Source organism: Azohydromonas caseinilytica (genome assembly GCF_012927045.1).
In the GTDB taxonomy this organism is placed as follows: domain Bacteria; phylum Pseudomonadota; class Gammaproteobacteria; order Burkholderiales; family Burkholderiaceae_C; genus Azohydromonas; species Azohydromonas caseinilytica.
The window spans coordinates 1-24,760 of the sequence record NZ_JABBFW010000044.1 but is presented as its reverse complement, the minus strand read 5'-3'; the positions used below and the strand labels follow the sequence as shown (position 1 = coordinate 24,760).

Here is a 24,760-nt window from a genome sequence, read left to right as displayed (position 1 = left end):
GTCCTTCCATCCACCCCGGCCGGGCTGGGCCCGGTGCAGCAGCGCGCAGCACTCTGGACCTGCGTCAAGGCGCCTTGCGGGCATGGACGAGCGGCTGGCTCGCATCAGATACATTGTTGCCAAATGTTTCAAATGCGGCGCGGGGCCTGCGCAGGGCGGCCTTCGGCGCTCGTTTCACCGGCAACAACCACAGCACTGAGAGAGCGCCATGAGCACCTTGCCCGAAGACTCCATCAACACCGCACCGACGCTGAGGACTGCACCCGGCACGGCGGGCACCGTGTTGCTGAGCTCAAGCCCGTCCTTTTTCAGCCAGCGCCTGTTCGCGCAGCCCGACGGCAAGGTCTACGTGCTGACGCAGGGTGCCTCCACCATCGTGAAGCGTTTCAACGCGGACGGCTCCCTCGATGCCAGCTTCAACGGCACGGGCATGGCGGAGATCACTTCCCCGCTCTCCGACCTGAACCACATCGTTGACGTGTTGCCCCGGACGGTGAATGGGCATGAAGGCATCACTGTCATCGACCGCCACGGCATGCTGACCATCGACGGCACCACCGCGGAGGCCACGGCCGCGCCAGGTGTGTTGGACATGCCGTTCTACTTCTACGGCGCCGTCCAGTCGCTCAACCACACCATCCTCGCCGTACCCGGCAGCGACGGGTCTCCGGCCAGGTATTTCCTGGCGGGCTTCAGGCACACCTCTGACGGTTACGACAGGTTTGGCCTGATGTGCTTCGACGCTCAGGGCAAGCCGGTCGATTCCTTCGGTGTCGACGGCAGGACCCCGTTGTCCAGCTACGGCGCGGAGGGTGCCGAAACCGCTCTGGCGCTGCAGGCCGATGGCAAGGTGCTCATGGCGATTGCCCGCCCCGGCAACGGTGGCACGAGCGTCAACATCCTGCGCGTCAACAGCAACGGCACGCTCGACTACGCCTTCCAGAGCGGCACCAAGAGTTCCTTCGCGACCGACATGGCCAACCTTGCCGTCGAGGTGGGCGTCTTGTCGGACGGCAAGATCCTGCTGGTCGCCACCACGCGCGACGCAGCCGCTCAAACCGCCAGCGTGGAGCTGGTGCGGCTCAATGCCAACGGCTCGCTGGACACGAGCTTCAGCAGCGACGGCCGCACGATCTTGACCCTCGAGGGCTACAGCGATTTCAGCGACGACATGCTGGTGCAGCCCAACGGCCAGATCTTCCTGATCGGCACCCATGTGGAAGGCGGCACCTCGCTGATCCACGTCAATGCCGACGGCACGGTCGATACCGGCTTCGGCGGCCTGACCGCGACGCTGGGCAGCGCCACGCCCCTCTACGTCGAGAACGCCGCCCCCGTGCTGCTGAACAGCCACGCTTCGGTGTTCGACGCCGAGCTGGCCGCGCTCGACGGTGGCGCGGGCAACTACGCCGGCGCCACCCTCACGCTGGCACGCGCGGGCGGCGCCTCGGCGCAGGACCTGTTCTCGGGCCTGAACGGGCTGAGTCTGGCTGACGGCCAGGCGGTGCTGGCGGGCGTGGTGGTCGGCTTGGTGACCAACGCCGGCGGCCAGCTCGGCATCGCCTTCAACGGCAACGCCACGCAAGCCCGCGTCAATCAGCTGCTCAGCAGCATCGGCTATGCCAACGCCGCGGACGCGCTTGCGGACCACCTGGAGCTGGAGTGGACCTTCAATGACGGCAGCGCCGTCAACCCGCTCGCCGTGACCGAGACGTCTACGGTGTACCTGCGCAACGTCAACGACGCGCCCACGGGAGAGGTCACGATCTCGGGCCTTGCCCAGGAGGGCCAAACGCTCACGGTGTCCAATACGCTGTTCGACGCGGACGGCATGGGGCCGGTGACCTACAGCTGGTATCGCTACGGCAACCCGTTCCCCATCGTCTCGGGGACCGACAGCTACAAGCTCACCTATGCCGACCTGGGCAAGCAGATCTTCGTGTCTGCCTCGTACCAGGACGGGCTGGGCAAGTGGGAGGGGGCCTACAGTCTCTTCACGGCAGCGGTGCAGGTCAACGAGCTCAACCACCGGCCCACGGGCGAAGTGACCATCACCGGCCTGGCCAAGCAGGGCGAAACGCTGAGCGCCACGCACACGCTGGCCGATGCCGATGGCCTCGGTGTGGTGCATTGGCAATGGATGCGCGGTTATGGCCATGTAATCGAAGGCGCCACGGACAGCAGCTATACCCTCACACAGGCCGACGTGGAGGGGAACGTCTGGGTCCAGGCGACTTACACCGATGCTCTGGGCACCGTTGAAGGCGCGGCGTCGGCAAAGACGCCCTACGTGCTCAACACCAACGACCCGCTCACCGGCGAGTTGACCATCACGGGCACGGCCCGCCAGGGGCAATACCTGCAGGCCGACACGAGCGCGCTGCGCGACCCGGACGGCTTTGGCACGCTGTATTACCAGTGGCTGCGCGACGGCGAAGCCATCAGCGGCGCCACCTCGGGCTACTACCTGCTCACCCAGGCCGACGTGAACAGCCGCATCTCGGTCAACGTGTCCTACTGGGACCAGGGCCGCACCGTCGAGTCGGTGACCAGCGCCGCCACGGCAGCGGTGGTCAACATCAACGATGCCCCGGTGGGCCGCATCGCCGTCTCCGGCACGCTGCGCCAGGGCGAAACGCTGACGGCGCAACTGCTCGAGCTCAGCGATGTGGACGGCCTGGGCGAAGCGGCGAGCCCGGCCGGGCTGCAGTGGCAGTGGCTGCGCGACGGGATGGTCATCAAAGGGGCCACGGGCACCAGCTACACCCTCACGCAGGCCGACGCGGCGAAGTACATCTCCGTACGGATCGGCTACGTCGATGGCTTCGGTACGCGCGACAAGCTCGAAAGCGCCTGGCTGTGGGCGAGCAACGTCAACGACCCGCTGACGGGCGAGCTCACCATCGACGGTGCGGCGGTCCAGGGGCAAACGCTGACGGCCGTGACCACGGCGCTGGACGATCTCGACGGGTTCGGCACGTTCAAGTACGAGTGGCTGCGCGACGGCGTGCTCCTCACCAACGCCACGGCCTCGACCTACACGCTCGGGCAGGCCGACGTGGGCAAGACCTTCAGCGTTAGGGTTTCCTATGTCGATCGCTTCGGCACGGCGGAGGGCATCGCCAGCGCCACCACGGCGGCGGTGACCAACGTCAACGACGCGCCCACGGGCGGCGTCACGTTCAGGGGCACGGCCGTCCAGGGCCAGACGCTCACGGCGTCCAACACGCTGGCCGACGCCGACGGCCTGGGCACGGTGGTCTACCAGTGGCTGCGCGACGGCGAGGCCATCAGCGGCGCCACCAGCTACAGCTACAGGCTGACGCAGGCCGACGTGGGCCGGGCCGTCAGCGTGAGGGCGTCCTACGTGGACAAGCTGGGCACGGCCGAGGCCGTCACCAGCGCCGCCACCGAGCTGGTGGCCAACATCAACGACGCGCCCACGGGCAGCGTCACCATCAGCGGCACGGCCACGCAGAACAACACGCTCACGGCCGCGACCAGCACGTTGGCCGACGCCGACGGGCTGGGTGAGCTGAGCTACCAGTGGCTGCGCAACGGCGTGGCCGTCGACGGCGCGACGGCTTCGACCTACCGGCTCACGCAGGTCGACGTCGGGCAGCGCATCACGGTGCAGGTGTCCTACACCGACGGCTTCGGCGCTGCTGAAAGCAAGCTCAGCACCGCCACGGCCGCGGTGTCCAACGCCAACGATCTGCCCACGGGCGGCGTGAGCATCACCGGCACGGCCACGCAGGGCCAGACGCTGACGGCCTCCCACACGCTGGACGACATCGACGGCATGGGCGCCGTGAGCTGGCAGTGGCTGCGCGCGGGCGTGGCCATCACCGGGGCCACGGGAGAGAGCTACACGCTCGCGCAGGCCGACGTGGGCAAGGCCATCACGGTGAAGGCCTCCTACGTGGACGGCTTCAACAAGGCCGAGAGCGCCACCAGCGCCGCCACGGCGGCGGTGGCCAACGTCAACGACGCGCTGACGGGCGAGGTCGCCATCAGCGGTACCGTGGTGCAGGGCCAGACGCTCACGGCCGTCACCACGGCGCTGGCCGATGCCGACGGCCTGGGGACCCTGAAGTACCAGTGGCTGCGTGACGGCGTCGCCATCACCGGCGCCACGGCCTCCACCTACAAGCTGGCGCAGGGCGATGTGGGCAAGGCCGTGACCGTGGCGGTGTCCTGCGTGGACAAGCTGGGCACGGCCGAGGCCGTCATCAGCGCCGCCACCGGGCTGGTGGCCAACGTCAACGACGCGCCCATGGGCAGCGTCACCCTCAGCGGCTCGGTCACGCAGAACAGCACGCTCACGGCCGTGACCAGCACGCTGGCCGATGCCGACGGGCTGGGGCCCTTGAGCTGGCAGTGGCTGCGCGGCGGCGTGGCCATCGACGGCGCCACGGCCGTCACCTACAAGCTCACGCAGGCCGACGTGGGGCAGGCCATCACGGTGCGGGTGTCGTACGTGGACAGCTATGGCACGGCCGAGAGCAAGGCGAGCAATCCCACGGCGCTGGTGGCCAACGTCAACGACCTGCCCACCGGCGGCGTCACGATCAGCGGCACCGCCGAGCTGGGCAGCACGCTCACGGTCTCGCACACGCTTTCCGACGCCGACGGGCTGGGCACGGTGACGTACCAGTGGTTGCGCGCCGGCGTGGCCATCACCGGCGCCACCGGCGAGAGCTATACGCTGAGCGCGGCGGACCTGGACAAGGCCATCAGCGTGAAGGCCTCCTACGTGGACGGCTTCAACAAGGCCGAGAGCGTCACCAGCGCGGCCGCGGCGCCCGTGGCCTACCCCGGCGACACGCTCACGGGCGACGCCGGCGGCGTGGCCACGGCCGACGTGCTGCACGGCGGGCTGGGCGCCAGCACCATCCAGGGCCTGGCCGGCGACGACCAGCTCCGGGGCGAGGGCGGCAACGACTCGGTCTACGGCGGCACGGGCAGCGACGCGCTCTACGGCGGCGCCGGGGCGGACCTGCTGCAGGGCGACGAGGGCAGCGACGTGCTCACGGGCGGCGCCGGCAAGGACATGCTCACCGGCGGCGAGGGCAGCGACCGCTTCGTGTTCCAGTACACCTCCGACTCGGGCCCCAGCGCCGCCACGCGCGACGTCATCACCGACTTCGTGCAGGGCGAGGACCGCATCGACCTCAGCGCCCTGGACGCCAACACCGCCACCTACGCGCGCGAGGCCTTCAGCGTCGTCATCGACGCCGCGGCGGCCTTCACCGCCGCGGGCCAGCTGCGGCTCGGCGACGGGGTGCTCTGGGGCAACACCGACGCCGACGCGGACGCGGAGTTCGCCATCGAGCTCGTGGGCGTGACGCGGCTGGACCTGTCGGACTTCGTGCTGGTGCGCTGACCCAGCGCGCCCGCCGCGCCCGCGTGCGCGGCGGCTTCCATCCCGGCTCGGCCCGGCCCCCGTGCCTGCCACGCAGCCCGGGCCGTCGTCATGGCGCGGCGGCCCGCGCCGCCGGCGAGCGCGCCCTCGTTCAGCCGCCGCCGTCCGTCGGCGCCGCCTTGCGCGCGGCTTCCCGCCGGGCCTTGATCTTGGCGATGGGCCACAGCACACCCAGCGTGGCGAACAGCAGCATCCACCACCCGAACACCACGTAGCCCACGCCCACCAGCGCCAGCCACAGCAGCAGCAACAGCGCGAATCCCAGGTATTTCATGTCGTCTCCTCCGGCGCGGATTGTCCCAGCCTGCGATCACGCGCCGGCGCCGCCGGGCGTGGCGGGCTCAGCGGCTGTGGCCGCGCGCGGCAATGGGCCAGAGGGCTTCGACCCGCTCGCCGCGGAAGGCAATGAGCTCGTCGTGCAGGTTGAAGGTCGGGTCGCAGTGGCCCGGCACGAGCCGCAGCAGCCGGCCCAGCGGCGGCAGCGGCGCGCCGGTCTCCACGGCGATCAGGCCGTGCTCGTCGTTGGCCTGCGTGTAGCGCAACGCGCCGCCCGCAGGCCAGGTCACGGGCAGGCCGCATTCGAGCGTGAGCGACTTGAGGCCCGCGTCCACCACGGCCTGCGTGCCGGCGGCGGTGCTCATCACGCGCGTGGCCACGAACAGCGCGTGCTCGAAGCGCAGCGCGCCGGCCTCGTTGTCGGCGTAGTCGCGGTCCATGAAGGCGTAGGAGCCCGGCTGCAGCTCGGTGTAGACGCCGCTTTCCAGGTCGAACTCCACGCTGCCGGTGCCGCCGCCGGTGACCGTGGCACAGCGCACGCCCGCGCTCTCCAGCGCCGAGACGACGCGGCCCGCGCGCTCGGCCGCGCGCAGCGCCTGGTCCCGCCGCTCGGCCCGCAGGCGCAGGTGCTGCAGGCCGCCCTGGTAGGCCTGCAGGCCGCGGAAGACGAGCTGCGGGTGCGGCGCCAGGCGCTCCAGCAGGCGCAGCACCGCCGGCGCGTCCACCACGCCGCAGCGCCCCTGCCCGATGTCGATCTCGATGAGCACGCCCAGCGCGCTGCCGGCCTCGCGCGTGGCGGCGGCCAGGGCTTCGATCTGCAGGGCGTCATCGACGCAGACGCTCAGGCGCGCATGCCGCGCCCACTGCGCCACCGGCCCGGCCTTGGCCGGCGCCGCCAGCTCGTTGCTGATGTGCACGTCCCCCACGCCGGCGCGCAGGAACGGCAGCGCCTCGCTGGCCTTCTGGCAGCACACGCCCATGGCCCCGCGCGCGAGCTGCGCCAGCGCCACGGCCGGGCACTTGTGGGCCTTGGCATGCGGCCGCAGCTGCACGCCGGCGGCATCGGCCGCGGCCTGCATCCGGTCCAGGTTGCGCTCGAAGGCGTCCAGGTCGAGCAGCAGCGCGGGCGTGTCCACCGTGGCGAGCAGGGCGCCCGGCGTGGCGGCGGGCGGGAAGGGGGCGAAGCGGTCGTGCATGCAAGCTCCTCGATTCGGGTCTCAGTCGTTGGTGCCGCGGACGCCAGGCTGGGTGCGGCGTGGCGCAGCACTGTAGACAGATCGGCGCCAGGCCGGCTTGGCCTGGACCAGACCACGCCGGCGGCCCGCCCGGTATCCGCTTCAACGGCACCAGGCAGCGTGCCGAGCGGTTTCAGGGCAGTTTGCACTCAGAAACGGAGAAGACCTGCCGATGGCCAGGGTGTTGCAGCATCAACAGCGGCGTGGCCCCATCGCTGCGTTGCTCCAGCCACAGGGACGACGTGCCGCAGGGAACCTGGCGCCAAGCTGGGCACCGCGCACGCGGGCGGTGCCTGCAAAGCGTCGCTCGACGGCGAAACCGAGCAGCCCTGGCACTGCGGGCCGGCCCGGTTCGTGCTAGCTTGTCTGCAAGGCTTGGTCGCAGAAGGCCGGGCCCTTCGCCACATTCAAGGAGGGAAGCATCGTGATGGAACTGCGAGCCACCATTCCCGAGGGCATCAGCTTCGCGGACCTGCACCTGTCGCGGGACGCCGAGGACGGCGCCGTGGTGTTCGCCATGGAGCCGATCGAGGCCATCTGCGAAGCCAGCGGGCTTGACATCGAGGAGGTCGTGGACGGGCCCGAGCCGGTCATCTGCGTCCTCATCGCCGCCTGGTACCAGATCCACCTGCAGCGCGGCGGCGACCCCGACCCGGTGCAGGAGGACTTCCTGGAGGAGGCGCGGTTCGAACTGGAGCGCGGCTTCGGCTTCAGCTACCCGCCGGGCCATGCCTGAACCGCCACCGCGGCCCGGCTCTGCCCGGGCCGCGGTCTTTTGGCCCGGCATGTTCCGCGCGCGGGGGACGGCGCAGGCGGTTACAGCTCCTCGGGCAGGTCCAGGATCAGCGTCACTGCGAAGGTGCTGCCGCGGCCGGGCTGGCTGTCCAGGGCGAGCTGGCCGCCCATCATGTCCACCAGCCGCTGCACGATGGACAGCCCCAGGCCCGTGCCGCCGAAGCGCCGCGTGGTCGAGCCGTCGGCCTGGATGAAGGGATCGAACACGCGCTCCTGGGCCTCGGGCGCGATGCCGATGCCGGTGTCGATCACCTCCAGGCACAGCTTGGAGCGGCCCACCACCCGCGCCAGCTCGCGCACGCGCAGCGTCACGCTGCCGGCCGGCGTGAACTTCAGGGCGTTGCCCAGCAGGTTGAGCAGCACCTGCTTCAGGCGCAGCGGATCGCCCAGCAGGTGCGCGGGCAGCGTCGCCGGCGCCTCCAGCACCAGCGCCAACCTCTTGGCGTCGGCCTGCGGCTGCACGATGCCGCACACCGCCTGCAGCAGCGGCTGCAGCTCGAAGGGGACGCGCTCCAGGTGCACCTCCCCGGCCTCGATGCGCGAGATATCCAGCACATCGTTGGTCAGGGCCAGTAGCTGGTCGCCGGCCTGGCTGATGTGGCCGGCGTAGACCAGCGCGCGCTCGGGCAGCGTCATGCGCGAGAGCAGCTGGCTCAGCCCGATGACGGCGTTGAGCGGGGTGCGGATCTCGTGGCTCATGTGGGCCAGGAAAGTGCTCTTGGCCCGGTTGGCGGCCTCGGCCGCGTCGCGCGCCGCGGCCAGCTCGGCGGTGCGCTCGGCCACGCGCCGTTCCAGCGTGGCATTGAGCGCCTGCAGCTCGTTCTCGGCGCGCTTGTGGGCGGTGATGTCCACCAGCGCCGACAGGATCGTGGGCTCGCCGCGCACGTTGAGCAGCTGCGCCGAGATCTGCACCGTGAGCGGATCGCCGTTGGGGCGGTGGAATTCCTGCTCCCAGCCCTGCACCCCGCCCTTGTCGCGCAGCTCCTGGAGAAAGCGCTGCGCGTCCTCGGGGCTGGGCCAGAAGTGCCGCGCCGAGCGGCCGATGGCGCCGGCGCGGGTTTCGCCGGCCATGGCCAGCCAGGTGTCGTTGACGTCCAGCACCACCCCGTCCTCGAAGCGGCTCATCACGATGGCCGCGGGGTTGTTGGCGAAGGCCGTGGCAAACAGCTCCTCCGACAGCCGCAGCTCCTCCTGCGCCTGGCGGCGCGCCGTGACGTCGAAGCACAGCAGGGCGCAGGAACCCGGCAGCGCCGGGCAGGCGCTGATCTCGTACCAGCGCCCGAACGGGCCCAGCGAGGTTTCGAAGCGCGTGGGCTGGCCGTCCCAGGCCACCTGCGCCAGCCGCTCCAGCCACGCCGCCGCGAACTCCGGGAGCGCGGCGCGCAGGCTGCTGCTCAAGGCCTGTCCCGGCTCGGACCCGGCCAGGCGTCTGAAGGCCGGATTGGCCAGCACCAGCCGGGCGTCGCTGGACCGGCCGGCCGCATCGCGCAGCACGTCCAGCAGCGCGAAGCCCTCGGCCATGCGGTCGAACAGCGTGCCGAACGGCGCTTCCTCGCCGCGGCCGGGCGCTTCGCGCACGACGCCCTCACCGCTGCCCGCCTCCTCGATGCTGTGGATCAGGTAGCGCACCGAGCCGTCGGCATCGAGCACCGGCGTGTTCAGCGTGCGCCACCAGCGCGGCACGGCGGCCGCGCCGTCCCCCTCGGGTGGGCGGTGCGGCGCGTAGCGCGGCACGGCCACCGCATCGGGCGCGCGCTGCGCCAGGGCCAGCTCCAGCGAGGCGCGCAGCCCGGGCGCGGCGCCGTCCTGGGCCTGGGCGAACATCTCGAACAGCCCGTGGCCGAGCACGTCGTCCTTGCGCGCCTGCACCGTGCGCAGGAAGGCCTGCGTGGCCGCCACGATGGTGAAGCGGGGCGGATCAGGCGCCAGGACGAGGAAGCGTCCCGGCGCGGAGTCGAAGAGAGCCTGGTAGTCCGGATGCACCCGCGCAGTGTCGCCGGTTTAATCCCCTGTTCTCCTGACGCCGGACAGCCCGGCGTGAGGGCGTGCACGGTCAGGCCGCCGCGCCGCTCTTCTTCAACAGTGCCAGCAGCGCCCGGGCGCCTTCTTCCGACGAGGCCGGGTTCTGGCCGGTGACCAGCAGCCCGTCGGTCTCGACGTTGGACTGCCAGTCCGCGCCCTTCGAGTAGTGAGCGCCGGCTTCCTTGAGCATGTCCTCGACCAGGAAGGGCACGACCTGCGTCAGCCCCACCGCCTCTTCCTCGCTGTTGGCAAAGCCGGTGACATGCTTGCCCCGCACCACCGGCGTGCCGTCCGGCGCCTTGACGTTGCGCAGCACGCCGGGCGCGTGGCACACGGCGGCCACGGGCTTGCCAGCGGCCAGGAAGGCCTCGATCAGCGCGGCCGAGTCGCGGCTCTGCGCCAGGTCCCATAGCGGACCGTGGCCGCCTGGGAAGAACACGGCATCGAAGTCCCGGGCGGACACCGAGGCCAGCGGCTTGGTGCTGGCCAGCGCGGCCTGGCCTTCGGCGTCGCGACGCCAGCGCTCGGTGGCCTCGGTCTGGGCATCGGGCTCGTCGCTCTTGGGGTCCAGCGGCGGCTGCCCGCCCTTGGGCGAGGCCAGCGTGATATCCGCGCCGGCGTCCTTGAAGACGTAGTAGGGGGCGGCGAACTCCTCCAGCCAGAAGCCGGTCTTCTTGCCGGTGTCGCCGAGCTGGTCGTGCGAGGTCAGGACCATGAGGATGCGCATGCGGGTCTCCTGCGGTGCGTGGATCGTGAGGGTGGTGTGAGCTGTTCAGGTCGGCAACGGGCGTGCCGCCACGGGGCAAGGCCAGGGGCGGCATCATGGCGTCCACCGCCGCGGCGCCGGGCCCTTCGCCCGGCGGGCCGCGCCCACCACCACAAGCTCAGGAACTGCCGCCATGCGTTCTCGAATCGCTGTCCTCGCCCTCTGCGCCGTCCTTGCCGCCTGCGCCACCGCGCCGGGTGACGGGCCGGGCAACGGGCCCGGCGAGCTGCGCACCATCCCGGCGCTGGACCTGCCGCGCTACGAGGGCACCTGGTACGAGATCGCCAAGTTCCCCAACCGCTTCCAGAAGCAGTGCCTGTCCGACACGCAGGCGGTCTACAGCGCGCAGCCCGACGGCACGGTGCGCGTGCTCAACCGCTGCCGCGTGGCCGGCGGCGCGATGGACGAGGCGGTGGGCACCGCGCGCCAGCAGGGCGGGCCGAGCTCGCCGAAGCTGAAGGTGCGCTTCGCGCCGGCGTGGCTGTCGTGGCTGCCCGCCGTCTGGGGCGACTACTGGGTGGTGGACCTCGACCCCGACTACCAGCTCTCCGCCGTGAGCGAGCCGCGGCGGGAGTACCTGTGGGTCCTGTCGCGCACGCCGCGGGTGGAGCCCGACAAGTACGAGGCGCTGCTGCGGCGCCTGGACGCCCAGGGCCTGGACATCGTCCGCCTGGAGCGCACGCCGCAGGGCGAAACGGAGCGCTGAGGAGCGCCTTCCGGTGCCGGCCGCCGGCTCAGCTGGCCGGCGCGCTCAGGTCGCGCTCCCACCAGCGCTCGCCGAGTTGCTGCTGCAACCAGTTGACGAACACCTGCACCTTGCCCGGCAGCAGCTTCGGCGAGGGGTAGACCGCGTGCAGTTCCTGGCTGGGCAGCGACAGCGCCGGCAGCACGGGCACGAGCACGCCTTCGGCCAGCGACACGCGCGCCACGTAGTGCGGCAGCACCGCCAGGCCCATGCCGGCGCGGCAGGCGGACAGCACGGCCGAGAGGTTGTTGGAGCGCAGCGGGCCCTTCACCGGCACGGTCTGCACCCGGCCGTCCGGATGCGTGAAGGTCCAGCGCTCGTCGCCCTGCACGCTGCTGTAGACCAGGCAGGGGTGTTGGCTCAACGCCTCGGCGCTCTCGGGCTCGCCATGCTCGTGCAGGTAGGCCGGTGAGGCGGCCAGCAGCCAGGGATTGAGCCCCAGGAAGCGCGCGCCCAGCGTGGAATCCGCCAGCCGCCCCATGCGCAGCGCCACGTCCACGCCCTGTTCCACCAGGTTGACGTAGCGGTCATCGAAGCTCAGGTCCACGTTCAGCTCGGGATGCTCGCGCATGAAGCGCAGCACCAGCGGCGTCATGACCCGGCGCCCGAAGGCCACCGAGGTGCTGATGCGCAGCTGCCCGCCGATGCGGCTCTGCAGCAGCAGCGCCAGGTTGTCCGCCTCCTCCAGCTCCTGGGCGATGCGCTTGCACTTGTCGTAGTACAGCGCGCCGACCTCGGTGGGCGTGACACCGCGCGTGCTGCGGTAGAGCAGCCGCGCGCCCAGCCGCGCCTCCAGCGCCGCCACATGCTTGGTGGCGGTGGGCTGCGTCAGCCCCATGTCGGCGCTGGCCTTGCTGAAGCTGCCCGTCTCCACGACGCGAATGAACAACTGAATTCCCTGCACGCGATCCATGCCGTGACTGTAGCCAGCGTCCGCCCCCTCATTCCTGTGTGGAATGCACAACTGCGCTGACCGGGTAGGTCGGAGCGGCTTTCCCGGCCATTGCCGGCCGTGGTCATGCCTGGATGGAATAGCTCATATCCGCCGGCTTGGATTCCGCGCCGAGCTCCCGGCGCAGACCATCACGTCAACGATTTATCCGACCTCTTGAAGGAGTACGAGATGGCCAAGATGAAGGCGGCGATGGCCGCGGTGCTGGTGATGGAGAAAGAAGGCGTGAGCCAGGCCTTCGGCGTGCCGGGCGCGGCCATCAACCCGCTGTACGCGGCGCTGCGCGAGCGCGGCTCGATCAGCCACGTGCTGGCCCGCCACGTCGAGGCCGCCTCGCACATGGCCGAGGGCTACACCCGGGCCCGCGCCGGCAACATCGGCGTGTGCATCGGCACCTCCGGCCCGGCCGGCACGGACATGATCACCGGCCTGTACTCCGCCGGCGCGGACTCCATTCCCATCCTGTGCATCACCGGCCAGGCGCCGCGCGCCCGGCTCTACAAGGAAGACTTCCAGGCCGTGGACATCGAGTCCATCGCCAAGCCGGTGACGAAGTGGGCCGTGACGGTGCGCGAGCCCGCGCAGGTGCCGCGCGCCTTCCAGCAGGCCTTCCACCTGATGCGCTCGGGCCGGCCCGGCCCGGTGCTGATCGACCTGCCCTTCGACGTGCAGATGGCCGAGATCGAGTTCGACATCGACACCTACGAGCCGCTGCCCGTCTACAAGCCCGCCGCCTCGCGCAAGCAGATCGACAAGGCGCTGGACATGCTGCTGGCCAGCGAGAAGCCGCTGATCGTCGCCGGCGGCGGCATCATCAATGCCGATGCCAGCGAGCTGCTGGTCGAGCTGGCCGAGACGCTGGGCGTGCCGGTGATCCCGACGCTCATGGGCTGGGGCTCCATCCCCGACGACCACCCGCTGATGGCCGGCATGGTCGGCCTGCAGACCAGCCACCGCTACGGCAACGCCACCATGCTGGCCAGCGACTTCGTGCTGGGCATCGGCAACCGCTGGGCGAATCGCCACACCGGCTCGGTGGACGTCTACACCAAGGGCCGCACCTTCGTGCACGTGGACATCGAGCCCACGCAGATCGGCCGCGTGTTCATGCCCGACTACGGCATCGTCTCCGACGCCAAGGCGGCGCTGGAACTGTTCGTCCAAGCCGCCAAGGAGCGCAAGGCCGCCGGCACGCTCAAGAGCTATGACGACTGGGCCTTCCGCTGCGCCGAGCGCAAGCGCCTGATGCACCGCAAGAGCCACTACGAGCAGACGCCGATCAAGCCGATGCGCGTGTACGAGGAGATGAACGCCGCCTTCCCGCGCGACACCATCTACGTCTCCACCATCGGCCTGTCGCAGATCGCCGGCGCGCAGTTCCTGCACGTCTACGGGCCGCGCCAGTGGATCAACTGTGGCCAGGCCGGCCCGCTGGGCTGGACCATTCCCGCGGCGCTGGGCGTGGTGGCGGCGGACCCGACGCGCACCGTCGTGGGCCTGTCGGGCGACTACGACTTCCAGTTCCTGATCGAGGAGCTGGCCGTGGGTGCGCAGTTCCGGCTGCCCTACGTGCAGGTGCTGGTCAACAACTCCTACCTGGGCCTGATCCGCCAGTCGCAGCGCGGCTTCGAGATGGACTACTGCGTGCAGCTCTCGTTCGAGAACCAGAACATGCCCGAGGAAGCCGGCGAGCTGCGCGGCTACGGCGTGGATCACGTGACGGTGGTCGAGGGCCTGGGCTGCAAGGCGCTGCGCGTCACCGACCCCGAGAAGATCGGCGAGACGCTGAAGCAGGCGCATGCCCTGGCCCAGGAGCACCGCGTGCCGGTGGTGGTGGAGTGCATCCTGGAGCGGGTGACCAACATCGCCATGGGCGTCGAGATCAACGCCGTCAACGAGTTCGAGTCCATCGACTGCCGCCACCCCGAGGGCACGAAGGGGCTGGAGCTGGCGGGGCTGCTGGACTGACTTCCTGCGGTCGCCAGGTGCGACCAAGGCTCACCACCACTTCGTCATTCCCGCGCAGGCGGGAATCCAGGCGGTCCCCAGGCCGCCCGCAAGCCAACCGGCGGGCGGGCCGGGGACGCCTGTCTCTGCGAACACAACGACATCGACGGAGCACCCCATGCCCCAATTCGCCGCCAACCTCACGATGCTCTTCACCGAGGTTCCGTTCCTGGACCGTTTCGAGCGCGCTGCGCGCGCCGGCTTCAAGGCCGTGGAGTTCCTGTTTCCTTATGACCATGAGCCCGAGGTGATCCGCGAGAAGCTGGATGCCAACGGCCTGACGCTGGTGCTGCACAACCTGCCCGCGGGCGACTGGGCCGCCGGCGAGCGCGGCATCGCCTGCCATCCGGACCGCGTGCAGGAGTTCCGCGACGGCGTGGGCCGCGCCATCCGCTACGCCAAGGCGCTGGGCGTCAAGCAGCTCAACTGCCTGGCCGGCAAGGCCCCGGCCGGCGTGGATGCCGCCACGCTGCGCCGCACCTTCGTGGACAACCTGCGCTTCGCCGCGCGCGAGCTGGAGCAGGCCGGGCTGAAGCTGCTGGTCGAGCCCATCAACCACTTCGATATTCCCGGCTTCTACCTCACGCGCAGCGACCAGGCCGTGGCGATCCTGGACGAGGTGGGCGCGCCCAACGCCTTCCTGCAGTACGACATCTACCACGCGCAGCGCGAGGAGGGCGAGGTCGCCGCCACGCTGCAGCGCCTGCTGCCGCGCATCGCCCATGTGCAGCTGGCCGACAACCCCGGCCGCAACGAGCCCGGCACCGGGGAGCTGAACTGGGAATTCCTGTTCGCGCACATCGACCGCCTGGGCTACGCCGGCCACATCGGCTGCGAATACAAGCCGCTGACCACCACCGAGGCCGGCCTGGGCTGGATGCAGCGCCTCGCGCACTGAGCCTCACCACGACGACACACCCCAAGGAGAAAGAACATGAGCACTTCCGCCCTGAAACTCGGCTTCATCGGTCTCGGCATCATGGGCGCGCCCATGTGCGGCCACCTCATCAAGGCCGGCCACCAGCTGTTCGTGCACACCGTCGGCAAGGTGCCGCAGGACATCGCCGACAGCTCGGCCACCCTGTGCACCAGCGCGCGCGGCGTGGCCGAGCGGGCGGACATCATCTTCATCATGGTGCCCGACACGCCGGACGTGGAGGCCGTGCTGTTCGAGGAGCGCGGCGTGCTCTCCGGCCTGAGCACGGGCAAGGTGGTGGTAGACATGAGCAGCATCTGCCCGATCCGCACCAAGGACTTCGCCAAGCGCATCAATGACATCGGCGTGGACTACCTGGACGCGCCGGTGTCCGGCGGCGAGGTGGGCGCCAAGGCGAGCTCGCTCACCATCATGGTCGGCGGTCCGCAGGCGGCCTTCGACCGTGTCAAGCCGCTGTTCGATCTCATGGGCAAGAACATCACGCTGGTGGGCGGCAACGGCGACGGCCAGACCACCAAGGTGGCCAACCAGATCATCGTGGCGCTGAACATCGCCGCCGTGGGCGAGGCGCTGGTGTTCGCCAGCAAGGCCGGCGCCGATCCGGCCAAGGTGCGCCAGGCGCTGATGGGCGGCTTCGCCTCCAGCCGCATCCTGGAGGTGCACGGCGAGCGCATGATCAAGCGCACCTTCGAGCCGGGCTTCCGCATCGGGCTGCACCAGAAGGACCTGAACCTGGCGCTGCAGGGCGCACGCACGCTGGGCGTGGCGCTGCCCCAGACCGCCAACGCCGCGCAGCTGATGCAGACCTGCGCCGCCAACGGCCTCGCCGGCCAGGACCACTCGGCGCTGGTGCGGGCGCTGGAGATCATGGCCAACCACGAGGTGGCGCAAAAGGCAGAGTAAGCCCGACGAACTGAGCGCGAGCCGTCAGCCCAAGCGGCTTGCCTACTATTTCGTCATCCCCGCGCAGGCGGGGACCCAGGCGGCCCCCAAGCCAGCCGTGAGCCGACTGGGCGGCGTACCAACCGTTTTCCGCATTCCCCAGCCCATAGTGGCTCTTGCGCTCCGACGTGGGACCACCTGGGTCCCCGCCTGCGCGGGGATGACGAGGGGTAAAGCGCAAAGCGCGTCAGCTCACGGCTGCGGCTGAAAACCAGAGACCACCCATGCAAGACCCCCGCGCCTTCCTGCGCTCCCTCTTCGACGCCGCCGTGGCCCGCGCGCTGCCGGCGGAGAACATTGCCGCGCACCTGCCAGCGCCGCCGCGCGGGCGCACGCTGGTGCTGGGCGCGGGCAAGGCCGGCGGCGCCATGGCGGCGGCGGTGGACGCGCTGTGGCCGGCCGGCGCGCCGCTGTCGGGCCTGGTCATCACCCGCTACGGCCATGTGCCGCCGGCCTACGCCGCGCGGCCCGGGCGCATCGAGGTGGTGGAAGCCGCGCATCCCGTGCCCGACGAGGCCGGGCTGCGGGCCACGCGGCGCCTGATCGAGCTCACGCGCGGCCTCACCGCCGACGACCTGGTGCTGTGCCTGATCTCCGGCGGCGGCTCGGCGCTGCTGAGCCTGCCGGCCGAGGGCCTGACGCTGCAGGACAAGCAGGCCGTCAACAAGGCCCTGCTGCGCAGCGGCGCGGCCATCGACGAGATGAACTGCGTGCGAAAGCACCTGTCCGCCGTGAAGGGCGGGCGCCTGGCCGCGATGTGCGCGCCGGCCCGGGTGGTGACGCTGGCCATCTCCGACGTGCCCGGCGACGACCCGGCCATCATCGCCAGCGGCCCCACGGTGCCCGACGCGAGCACCTGCGCCGACGCGCTGGCCATCCTGGAGCGCTACGGCATTGACGTGCCGGCGGCGGCGCGCGCCGGGCTGGAGAGCGGTGCGTTCGAGACGCCTGCGCCCGGCGACCCGTGCTTCGAGGGCCATGCGCTGCGCCTCATCGCCACGCCGCGGCAGAGCCTGGAGGCGGCGGCGCGGCGCGCGCGCGACCAGGGCGTGGCGGCGCGCATCCTCTCCGACGAGATCGAAGGCGAGAGCCGCGAGGTGGGCAAGGTGCACGCCGCGCTGGCGCGCGCCGTGGCGCGCCACGGCGAGCCCTTCAGCCGGCCCTGCGTGATCCTCTCCGGCGGCGAGACCACCGTCACCGTGAAGCACAAGGGTGGCCGCGGCGGGCGCGCCACCGAGTTCCTGCTCGGCTGCGCGCTGGCACTGCAGGGCGAGCGCGGCGTGTACGTGCTGGCCGCCGATACCGACGGCATCGACGGCGTGGAAGACAACGCCGGCGCCATCGTCACGCCCGACACGCTGCGCCGCGCGGCGGCGCAGGGGCTCAAGGCCGCGGACTTCCTGGACCGCAACGACGCCTACAGCTTCTTCGCCGCGCTGGACGACCTGGTCAGCCCGGGGCCCACCTTCACCAACGTCAACGACTTCAGGGCGTTGCTGGTGTTGTGAGCTGGTGGTGCCCGCCCGCGGCACCGCGGCCAGCCCGCTGAAAAGTGTTGTTTATTCCCCGGTGGCCTGCCGGTCATGGCAGGCCACCGGGCGGAGCGAGGTCCCCTCCTCCTGCTCAGCTCATTGGAGGCGGAAGCGCAGGTAGCCGTTCATGTCGCGCTCGCGGCCGAAGTTGACGTAGCGCGGCTGCTGCGTGCCGTTGACCGTGACATGGCCGCTGGCGCTCCAGGTGTTGCCGTCCGGGCTGTGCATGCGCACGCGCACGTAGTCGCCCCAGCGGTTGCCCACCACGCCGTTACTGGCCGCGACGAAGGCCACTTGCCAGCCCGGCGGGAAGCCGTTGTAGTCGTCATCGATGCCGACATACAACTGCGGATAGACGCCCCCGCCGATCAGCCAGGTGGCGATGCCCAGCGCGCCGCGCGCGTTGGGGGCGGCTCCGGCATAGACCCAGGCCGCGCTGGTGGTCCAGATCAGCGGCCGTGCCCGAGCGCCCGGCAGCGGCGCCAGCGTGGAGGCGTCCACGGCCAGCGCATTGACGTACGGGAAGGGGAAGCCGGCGCCTTGGGCCACCGTCCAGAAGAAGCCCAGCTCATGGCGATTGGCGGACTCGTCTTCCTTCAGGTAGCCGGCGTTGATGCGGTGATCCAGCCGCGCGCAGGGATTGAGGCCGTTGGGCGCGATGCAGGACGCGGTGCCGCGCGGCGTCCAGGTCCAGGCCGGCACGGCCACGCTGGAGCAGTTCAGCGCGGTGTTGGCCTCGGGCTGGCTACAGATCCTGAACGACGTGTTGCTGAGGTGGTCACCCACGTACATCACGTTGCGCGCGCCCTGCACCGGCGTCCAGGCCCAGCCGCTGGTGGTGGACCACCAGGTCCAGCCGATGGCCCCGCCCGCCAGCAGCTGGTCCAGCGGAATCCGCGTCAGGATCATGCGCTGGAAGGTGTTGCTGGGATTGAAATAATTGCTGGTGATGTACAGGTAATTGTTGCTCAATGCCAGGTGCGGATAATCAAACCAGCCCGCCGGCAGGTTGGCGTAATTCGAGAAAGTGATGTTGTATTGAATCCAGCTGGCCCCGCCGTTGCGTGACACGCCAAGGCGGATATTGTTGGTGCCGTCGGACGAGGCTATCCCCTGGCGATACCACAGCAGGATATTGCGGCCGCTGTCGTAGATCACGTCCTGGTCGCAGCAGAAATCCTGAAAATCCGCCGCCGGATTGACATAGGTCCAGGTGGCGCCCTTGTTGGTGGAGCGGGCCGCATACCAATTGCCCACATACCAGACGTACCGGCCGGCATTGGCATGCGAGGGCTCATTGACGTCGGAGCTGGAAAAGGTCGGTGCCAGCGCACGGTTGTTGAGGATGCGGAACGTGCCCGGCACGGCGGGCGGGGCACCGGCCGACGCGGCCTCCTCGTCCAGCTCCAGGCCTTGCGGTTCCGCCAGGCTGCCGGGCGCGGGCGGATTGGTGGCGCGCTGGGGCCGCTGCATCAGGCCAGGCAGGGCGGAGGGCTCGGCCGGCCCATGGCCCTTCTGCCGGGCCAGGTAGCGCTCCAGCCGCGCTTTCTGCTCCGCTGTCATTTCAGGCGGCGTGTACGAGAAACTTGGGGTCAGCATTTGGGGCTGCGCGGAGCCGCTGCCGCCTGCCAATGTTTCACCGGATGCCTTGCCGGTAAAAGCGGCGCCCACCAGTGCCAGAAGTAACACTGAGCCTGCAGTGGATATCTTCACGGGGCCTCCTCGACAAATGCGGCCTGCTCGCGATGAGGCGGCAAGTCGGCGGCTCCCTGCGGCTTATTTTCTGGTTGCCCGCATAATTGTCATTTGCCCTGGCAATGTCAAATACCGGGAAGTGGGGAGGGAGAAGCCGCTCAAAAGGGTAAATCATGACCACTGCCTTTTGGCACGTGGTTTTATATACATGCCGACGACACTTGGAAAAGGCGGCCGGCGTGCCGCCGCTACCGCGCCGCGGGGCCGCCCTTGCGGAACTCGTCGGGCGTGAGCCCCATGAGCCGTTTGAACATCGTGATGAAGGCCGAGGCGCTGGCGTAGCCCAGCTCCAGCGCCACGGCCTCCACCTTCTGCCCGGCCTGCAGCCGCGGCAGCGCCTTGACCACGCGCAGGCGCTGGCGCCATTCGCTGAAGGACAGGCCCAGTTCGCTGCGGCAGCGCCGCAGCAGCGTGCGCTCGGTGGTGTGAAAGGCGCGCGCCAGCTCGGCCAGCGGGCGGTTGTCGCCGGGCTGCGCCTCCAGCGCCCGCAGCACGGGCGCGAGCACAGGGTCTTCCGTGCCGGGCAGGTAGCTGCCCGCGCGCGGCGCCAGCGCCAGCTGGTCCACCAGCACCTGCAGCAGCCGCTCGTGCGCCGCCGTCAGCGGCGCGGCACCGGCATGCCGGCGCAGGTGCTCCAGCAGCGCGCGCACCAGCGGGTTGATGGTCAGCGCGCAGGCCTCGCGCGGCAGCGTGTCGCACAGCGGTTGCGACACGTACAGCGAGCAGTGCGTGGCGGCATGGCGGTTCAGGCCCACATGCTCGACCTGTGGCGGCAGCCACACGCCGTACTGCGGCGGCGCCAGCAAGTGGCGGTCCGGCAGCTTGAGCTCCATCAAGCCGCTGTAGGCGAAGACGAACTCGCCCCAGGCATGCCGGTGCCACGGGTATGCCGTGTCCGCGGGCAGCTCGTCGGCGCGGAACCAGATCGGCGCCGGCAGCGCGTCGGTGAAGGGCGGCGTGCGCAGGTGTCGGGCTTTCATGGGCATCGGGCGATGGGAGCGTACGGGAGGCCCGCAGCCCGCGTTGCGGCTGCAGGTGCGGTGCTGGCCGCTGGGCGGCATGGATTGTCCGATACGCGAAATCCCCAGCGAAGCCGCCACCCGACAATGCGCCGCACCGCCGCGTCGTTCAGGAAGCCCGCATGTCCTCCCGCAAGCCCCTCGACACCCAGGCCGTCGGCCTGATGCTGCTGCTGTGCACGATCTGGGCGCTGCAGCAGATCGCGGTGAAGGCCGCCGCGCCGGACATGGCGCCGGTGCTGCAGATCAGCCTGCGCTCGGGCCTGTCGGCGCTGCTGGTGGGGGCGTTGATGCGCCGGCGCGGCGAGCGCCTGGTCTGGCGCGACGGCGCCTGGCGCGCGGGCGCGCTGGTGGGCCTGCTGTTCGGGCTGGAGTTCCTGCTGGTGGGCGAGGGGCTGCGCCACACCAGCGCCTCGCACCTGGTGGTGTTCCTCTACACCGCGCCGATCTTCGCGGCGCTGGGGCTGCACTGGAAGTTGCGCGCGGAACGGCTGCGGCCGCTGCAATGGGCGGGCATCGCCCTGGCCTTCGGCGGCATCGCGCTGGCGTTTCTGGGCCGCTCGCCCTCGCAGGCCGACACCGATGCCATGCTGCTGGGCGATCTGCTGGGCCTGCTCGGCGGCGCGGCCTGGGGCGCCACCACGGTGGCGGTGCGCTGCTCGCGCCTGGCGACGGCGCCGGCCACCGAGACGTTGCTCTATCAACTCATCGGCGCCTGTGTGCTGCTGTTGCCGGCGGTGCTGCTGTCCGGCCAGACGACGTTCACGCCGACGCCGCGGCTGCTGGGCAGCCTGGCGTTCCAGGTGCTGGTGGTGTCCTTCGCCAGCTTCCTGGCGTGGTTCTGGCTGCTGCGCCAGTACCTGGCCTCGCGGCTGGGCGTGTTTTCGTTCCTGACGCCGCTGTTCGGCGTGGGCTTCGGCGTGGCGCTGCTGGGCGAGCCGCTGGAGCCGGCGTTCCTGCAGGGCGCGGGGCTGGTGCTGGCGGGGATCGCGCTGGTGGGCGGGCAGGGCGTGCTGGCCTCGCTGGCTGCCGCGCTGGGGCGGCGCAGGGCGGCCGGCGTGGGCGAAAACCCATGAATATTCGAGGCCGGCTGCCGCTCATTGATTTGCAGGCTTCGGCCCAAGTGTGCGCCGGCATGCGCGGCAATTTGCGGTGACGGGCAAGGAAAATTGTTCCGAATCGGGCGTGAAACCATTTGCCATGCCCGGCATGGATTGCCGAGTGCCAGCGAATACGGTGTGCGACACGTCTGACCAGCCCACCGCACGGCGCATGACAGCGCATGCCGTTTCCATGTGCGGGAATGCTGGAAGGGCCCAGATCGAGCACGTCATCGAAAGCGGCCTGCGCACCGATGCGGCCGGGACTGTGTGGCCGCGCAACATCGTCCGGCTGTTCGAGGCGCGGCTGGGCGCCCAACTGCTGTTCAGCTGGGAACCGGGCATCGGCATCGCCCAGAACCCCTATATCGAATTCACCTTCGTCGCCCGCGAGAGCGGCGAACTGGGGCTGTACTGGGTCGATGAAAAGAACGCGACGCTGGAGGCGCGCAAGGCGATCGCGCTGGCCAAGGCAGTGTAGTGTCTGTCCGCGCAGCCCCTGGTGCGGCCATTGCTGCTCCTGGGCCTTTTGGCGATTCGGGGGTGAAGCCCCGTGAAAGGAACGACTTGAAACTCGCAGACCTTTCCGATTTCCTGGCTGTATTGCGGGCGCGCGACCCGCAACAACCCGAGTTCCTGCAGGCGGTCGAAGAGGTGATGGGCAGCTTGTGGCCCTTCATCCGCCAGCATCCGTATTACGCCGAGCAGGCTTTGCTGGAGCGGCTGGTCGAGCCGGACCGCGTCATCCAGTTCCGCGTCTCCTGGGTGGACGACACCGGCCAGGTTCGGGTGAACCGCGCCTGGCGCGTGCAGCACAGCAACGCCATCGGCCCGTACAAGGGCGGCATGCGCTTCCACCCGTCGGTGAACCTGTCGATCCTGAAGTTCCTGGGCTTCGAGCAGACCTTCAAGAACGCGCTGACCACGCTGCCCATGGGCGGCGGCAAGGGCGGCTCCGACTTCGATCCCAAGGGCAAGAGCGACGGCGAGGTGATGCGCTTCTGCCAGGCGCTGATGCTGGAGCTGCACCGCCATCTCGGCCCCGACACCGACGTGCCCGCCGGCGACATCGGCGTGGGTGCGCGCGAAGTCGGCTACATGGCCGGGATGATGAAGCGGCTGCGCAACGACACCTCCTGCGTGTTCACCGGCAAGGGCCTGTCCTTCGGCGGCAGCGCCATGCGGCCCGAGGCCACCGGCTACGGCACGGTCTACTTTGCCCAGGAGATGCTGCATCGCCAGAGCCTGGCTTTCGACGGCCTGCGCGTGTCCATCTCGGGCTCGGGCAACGTGGCGCAGTACGCGGCGGAGAAAGCCATCGAGCTGGGCGCGCGCGTGGTGACGCTGTCGGACTCGGAGGGCACGCTCGTGGTGGAGCAGGGCCTGGATGCCGACCAGCTGCGGGAGATCATGGAGTGGAAGAACACGCAGCGCGGGCGCCTGTCGGCCTTTGCCGAACGCCGCGGGTTGCAGTTCGAGGCCGGCCGCCGGCCCTGGCATGTGCCGGTGCACGTGGCGCTGCCTTGCGCCACGCAGAACGAGCTCGACGGCGCCGACGCGCGGCAGCTGGTGCAGCAGGGCGTGCGCTGCGTGGCCGAGGGCGCCAACATGCCTTCCACGCTGGAGGCGGTGAACGTGTTCCTGGAGGCCGGCACGCTGTATGCGCCCGGCAAGGCCAGCAATGCCGGCGGGGTGGCCACCTCGGGGCTGGAGATGACGCAGAACGCCATGCGGCTGTCATGGCTGCACGCCGAGGTGGACGAGCGGCTGCACGCGATCATGAAGGACATCCACATGCATTGCGTGCGCCACGGCCGGCGCGAGGACGGCTCGGTCAACTACGTGGACGGCGCCAACATCGCCGCCTTCGTCAAGGTGGCTGACGCGATGCTGCGCCAAGGCGTGTCGTGAACGGCGAGCCGGCGCCGCACCGGCGCGGAGGCTCCCGTCCTTCGAGTCCCGCGCTGAAAAGCGCGGCTCGGATGCCGCGTTCAGCGGAAGAAGAAGCCCGTGGGGAACGGGTCGTCCTCTTCCAATACCCACTGGTTGAAGCCGCTGATATGCGCCGAGCCGGTGACCTCGGTGATGGCGCCGTCGAATTCATCGACCTGGACGGCTTCCGTGACCCGGACCTTGAAGACGCTGCCCACCAGGCTGCCGTTGAAATAAGGCTGGTTCAAGGGCAGCTGGCCGCGCAAATACAGCTGCGCGGCGCGGCCGGAGGTGCCGGTGCCGGTCGGTGACCGGTCCACTTCACGGTCCGCGAAAACGCACACATTGGATTGGTCCACCCCGGCCCGGTTCGGTGCGCCGTCGATGACGGTGCCGTATAGCTCATTCAGGCCGGGCTCCAGCGGGTGCTGAATTGAAATGGCCGCCTTGACCGCTGCCTTGGTTTCCGCGCCCAGCTGGATCAAGGCCCGGACCTGCTCGGGCTTGATGTCCAAACCCGCCTGCGCGCTGTTGATGTAGTAATAAAAGGCGCCGCCGAAAACGATGTCGCCGGTGATTTTCCCAAATGACGGCGTTTCGACCTCGACGTCCCGCCGGTAGATGAAGGCCGGCACGTTCCTGAAAGTCACTTCGCCGGCTTTTCGGCCGTCCCAGGCCACCTGCGCCTCGATCAGACCGGCCGGTGCGTCGAAGCGGATGCGGGTGCTCGGCGCCTGGCGCTCCACGAGGCCCAATTCGACCAGCACCTTGCCCAGCGCGATGATGCCGTGGCCGCACATGTCGCTGTAGCCTTCGTTGTGAATGAAGACCACGCCGAAATCGGAACCCGGCGTGGTGGGCGGCAGCAGGTAGGCGCCATACATGTCGGCATGGCCGCGCGGCTCGTTCATCAGGAATTGGCGCAGGTCGTCGCGGTATTCCTTGAGCCAGGCGCGCTTTTCCAGGATGGTGCTGCCCGGCACCGGCGGCATGCCGGACAGCAGAATGCGCAGCGGCTCCCCACCGGTGTGGGCATCCACCGTTTGAATCGTGCGGGTGAAATTGAGCATGTGGGCTTCTCCTCACTCGCCCAGGTACGCCGCGCGCACCTTGGGGTCGTTGAGCAGCTGCCTGGCGTCGCCGGTCATGGTGATCTCGCCGGAGTCCATGACGTAGCCGCGGTCGGCCAGGCTCAGCGCGCGGCTGGCGTTCTGCTCCACCAGCAGCACCGTCATGCCCTGGCCGTGCACGTCGCTCACGACCTCGAAGATCTTGTCCACCATGATCGGCGACAGCCCCATCGAGGGCTCGTCGAGGATG

General features: G+C 70.0%; 18 protein-coding genes and 1 pseudogene. 10 read left to right on the top strand and 9 right to left on the bottom strand.

The window, feature by feature from the left end:
• The first annotated feature begins 208 nt into the window (after positions 1 to 208).
• Complete coding sequence (locus HHL10_RS31290) at positions 209 to 5,386, top strand: M10 family metallopeptidase C-terminal domain-containing protein (protein WP_169163806.1); 5,178 nt, start codon at positions 209 to 211, stop codon at positions 5,384 to 5,386.
• 130 nt (positions 5,387 to 5,516) lie between these two features.
• Here the strand turns inward: HHL10_RS31290 and HHL10_RS28420 are convergent, their stop codons facing one another.
• Both HHL10_RS28420 and HHL10_RS28415 read right to left on the bottom strand, forming a co-directional pair.
• On the bottom strand, positions 5,517 to 5,699 hold the full coding sequence (locus tag HHL10_RS28420) for a hypothetical protein (RefSeq protein ID WP_169163805.1): 183 nt from the start codon (positions 5,697 to 5,699) through the stop codon (positions 5,517 to 5,519).
• 67 nt (positions 5,700 to 5,766) lie between these two features.
• A complete protein-coding gene (locus tag HHL10_RS28415; protein WP_169163804.1) occupies positions 5,767 to 6,897 on the bottom strand; it encodes a DSD1 family PLP-dependent enzyme in 1,131 nt (376 codons plus the stop codon).
• A gap of 466 nt (positions 6,898 to 7,363) precedes the next feature.
• Here HHL10_RS28415 and HHL10_RS28410 point away from each other — a divergent pair, with 466 nt between their 5' ends.
• Positions 7,364 to 7,672 carry a hypothetical protein gene (locus HHL10_RS28410; RefSeq protein ID WP_169163803.1) on the top strand — a complete coding sequence of 103 codons (309 nt, stop codon included), beginning with the start codon at positions 7,364 to 7,366 and terminating at the stop codon, positions 7,670 to 7,672.
• A gap of 80 nt (positions 7,673 to 7,752) precedes the next feature.
• Here the strand turns inward: HHL10_RS28410 and HHL10_RS28405 are convergent, their stop codons facing one another.
• Together HHL10_RS28405 and HHL10_RS28400 are read right to left on the bottom strand one after the other, a co-directional pair.
• On the bottom strand, positions 7,753 to 9,714 hold the full coding sequence (locus tag HHL10_RS28405; protein WP_169163802.1) for a PAS domain-containing sensor histidine kinase: 1,962 nt from the start codon (positions 9,712 to 9,714) through the stop codon (positions 7,753 to 7,755).
• A 70-nt stretch (positions 9,715 to 9,784) separates the two neighbouring features.
• Entirely contained in the window at positions 9,785 to 10,480 is a 696-nt protein-coding gene (locus HHL10_RS28400) for a type 1 glutamine amidotransferase domain-containing protein (protein ID WP_169163801.1), read from the bottom strand.
• 172 nt (positions 10,481 to 10,652) lie between these two features.
• On the opposite strand from HHL10_RS28400, the gene HHL10_RS28395 reads away from it, so the two are divergent.
• On the top strand, positions 10,653 to 11,225 hold the full coding sequence (locus HHL10_RS28395) for a lipocalin family protein (RefSeq protein WP_169163800.1): 573 nt from the start codon (positions 10,653 to 10,655) through the stop codon (positions 11,223 to 11,225).
• Positions 11,226 to 11,253: 28 nt separating this feature from the next.
• Here HHL10_RS28395 and HHL10_RS28390 read toward each other — a convergent pair whose 3' ends face one another.
• Entirely contained in the window at positions 11,254 to 12,177 is a 924-nt protein-coding gene (locus HHL10_RS28390) for a LysR family transcriptional regulator (RefSeq protein WP_169163799.1), read from the bottom strand.
• Between the two features lie 210 nt (positions 12,178 to 12,387).
• Here HHL10_RS28390 and gcl point away from each other — a divergent pair, with 210 nt between their 5' ends.
• The 4 genes from gcl to HHL10_RS28370 all read left to right on the top strand — a co-directional run bounded on the left by gcl (position 12,388) and on the right by HHL10_RS28370 (position 17,610).
• The gene (gcl, locus tag HHL10_RS28385) at positions 12,388 to 14,184 is read left to right on the top strand and encodes a glyoxylate carboligase (RefSeq protein WP_169163798.1); all 1,797 of its coding nucleotides are present in this window, start codon (positions 12,388 to 12,390) and stop codon (positions 14,182 to 14,184) included.
• A 157-nt stretch (positions 14,185 to 14,341) separates the two neighbouring features.
• Positions 14,342 to 15,121: a hydroxypyruvate isomerase gene (gene hyi / locus HHL10_RS28380; protein ID WP_169163797.1), complete on the top strand. Its 780-nt coding sequence runs from the start codon at positions 14,342 to 14,344 to the stop codon at positions 15,119 to 15,121.
• A gap of 36 nt (positions 15,122 to 15,157) precedes the next feature.
• On the top strand, positions 15,158 to 16,063 hold the full coding sequence (gene glxR / locus HHL10_RS28375; protein ID WP_169163796.1) for a 2-hydroxy-3-oxopropionate reductase: 906 nt from the start codon (positions 15,158 to 15,160) through the stop codon (positions 16,061 to 16,063).
• Between the two features lie 263 nt (positions 16,064 to 16,326).
• Positions 16,327 to 17,610: a glycerate kinase type-2 family protein gene (locus tag HHL10_RS28370; RefSeq protein WP_169163795.1), complete on the top strand. Its 1,284-nt coding sequence runs from the start codon at positions 16,327 to 16,329 to the stop codon at positions 17,608 to 17,610.
• Positions 17,611 to 17,730: 120 nt separating this feature from the next.
• Here the strand turns inward: HHL10_RS28370 and HHL10_RS28365 are convergent, their stop codons facing one another.
• Together HHL10_RS28365 and HHL10_RS28360 are read right to left on the bottom strand one after the other, a co-directional pair.
• A complete protein-coding gene (locus HHL10_RS28365) occupies positions 17,731 to 19,233 on the bottom strand; it encodes a sialidase family protein (RefSeq protein ID WP_169163794.1) in 1,503 nt (500 codons plus the stop codon).
• 344 nt (positions 19,234 to 19,577) lie between these two features.
• Entirely contained in the window at positions 19,578 to 20,369 is a 792-nt protein-coding gene (locus HHL10_RS28360) for an AraC family transcriptional regulator (protein ID WP_235971848.1), read from the bottom strand.
• A gap of 161 nt (positions 20,370 to 20,530) precedes the next feature.
• On the opposite strand from HHL10_RS28360, the gene HHL10_RS28355 reads away from it, so the two are divergent.
• The 3 genes from HHL10_RS28355 to gdhA all read left to right on the top strand — a co-directional run bounded on the left by HHL10_RS28355 (position 20,531) and on the right by gdhA (position 23,419).
• Positions 20,531 to 21,484, top strand: a complete 954-nt coding sequence (locus tag HHL10_RS28355; protein ID WP_169163792.1) for a DMT family transporter — start codon at positions 20,531 to 20,533, stop codon at positions 21,482 to 21,484.
• A gap of 76 nt (positions 21,485 to 21,560) precedes the next feature.
• Positions 21,561 to 21,989, top strand: coding sequence for a thiosulfate oxidation carrier complex protein SoxZ (locus HHL10_RS28350; protein ID WP_310734696.1), 429 nt, complete (start codon positions 21,561 to 21,563; stop codon positions 21,987 to 21,989).
• Between the two features lie 86 nt (positions 21,990 to 22,075).
• Positions 22,076 to 23,419, top strand: coding sequence for an NADP-specific glutamate dehydrogenase (gdhA, locus tag HHL10_RS28345; RefSeq protein WP_169163791.1), 1,344 nt, complete (start codon positions 22,076 to 22,078; stop codon positions 23,417 to 23,419).
• Positions 23,420 to 23,499: 80 nt separating this feature from the next.
• Here gdhA and lhpH read toward each other — a convergent pair whose 3' ends face one another.
• Positions 23,500 to 24,510 (bottom strand): trans-3-hydroxy-L-proline dehydratase, encoded by a 1,011-nt coding sequence (lhpH, locus tag HHL10_RS28340; protein ID WP_169163790.1) that lies wholly within the window; start codon positions 24,508 to 24,510, stop codon positions 23,500 to 23,502.
• A gap of 12 nt (positions 24,511 to 24,522) precedes the next feature.
• Positions 24,523 to 24,760: pseudogene (locus HHL10_RS28335) on the bottom strand (ABC transporter ATP-binding protein); the annotation flags it as partial.

Excerpts from the sequence above, each read along its gene's own strand:
- lhpH (WP_169163790.1), bottom strand. The coding sequence starts at position 24,510 with ATGCTCAATTTCACCCGCACGATTCAAACGGTGGATGCCCACACCGGT.
- HHL10_RS28415 (WP_169163804.1), bottom strand. The coding sequence starts at position 6,897 with ATGCACGACCGCTTCGCCCCCTTCCCGCCCGCCGCCACGCCGGGCGCC.
- HHL10_RS28355 (WP_169163792.1), top strand. The coding sequence starts at position 20,531 with ATGTCCTCCCGCAAGCCCCTCGACACCCAGGCCGTCGGCCTGATGCTG.
- HHL10_RS28370 (WP_169163795.1), top strand. The coding sequence starts at position 16,327 with ATGCAAGACCCCCGCGCCTTCCTGCGCTCCCTCTTCGACGCCGCCGTG.
- HHL10_RS28410 (WP_169163803.1), top strand. The coding sequence starts at position 7,364 with ATGGAACTGCGAGCCACCATTCCCGAGGGCATCAGCTTCGCGGACCTG.
- hyi (WP_169163797.1), top strand. The coding sequence starts at position 14,342 with ATGCCCCAATTCGCCGCCAACCTCACGATGCTCTTCACCGAGGTTCCG.
- gcl (WP_169163798.1), top strand. The coding sequence starts at position 12,388 with ATGGCCAAGATGAAGGCGGCGATGGCCGCGGTGCTGGTGATGGAGAAA.
- HHL10_RS28390 (WP_169163799.1), bottom strand. The coding sequence starts at position 12,177 with ATGGATCGCGTGCAGGGAATTCAGTTGTTCATTCGCGTCGTGGAGACG.
- HHL10_RS28395 (WP_169163800.1), top strand. The coding sequence starts at position 10,653 with ATGCGTTCTCGAATCGCTGTCCTCGCCCTCTGCGCCGTCCTTGCCGCC.
- HHL10_RS31290 (WP_169163806.1), top strand. The coding sequence starts at position 209 with ATGAGCACCTTGCCCGAAGACTCCATCAACACCGCACCGACGCTGAGG.
- HHL10_RS28360 (WP_235971848.1), bottom strand. The coding sequence starts at position 20,369 with ATGAAAGCCCGACACCTGCGCACGCCGCCCTTCACCGACGCGCTGCCG.
- HHL10_RS28420 (WP_169163805.1), bottom strand. The coding sequence starts at position 5,699 with ATGAAATACCTGGGATTCGCGCTGTTGCTGCTGCTGTGGCTGGCGCTG.
- glxR (WP_169163796.1), top strand. The coding sequence starts at position 15,158 with ATGAGCACTTCCGCCCTGAAACTCGGCTTCATCGGTCTCGGCATCATG.
- HHL10_RS28365 (WP_169163794.1), bottom strand. The coding sequence starts at position 19,233 with ATGCTGACCCCAAGTTTCTCGTACACGCCGCCTGAAATGACAGCGGAG.
- HHL10_RS28400 (WP_169163801.1), bottom strand. The coding sequence starts at position 10,480 with ATGCGCATCCTCATGGTCCTGACCTCGCACGACCAGCTCGGCGACACC.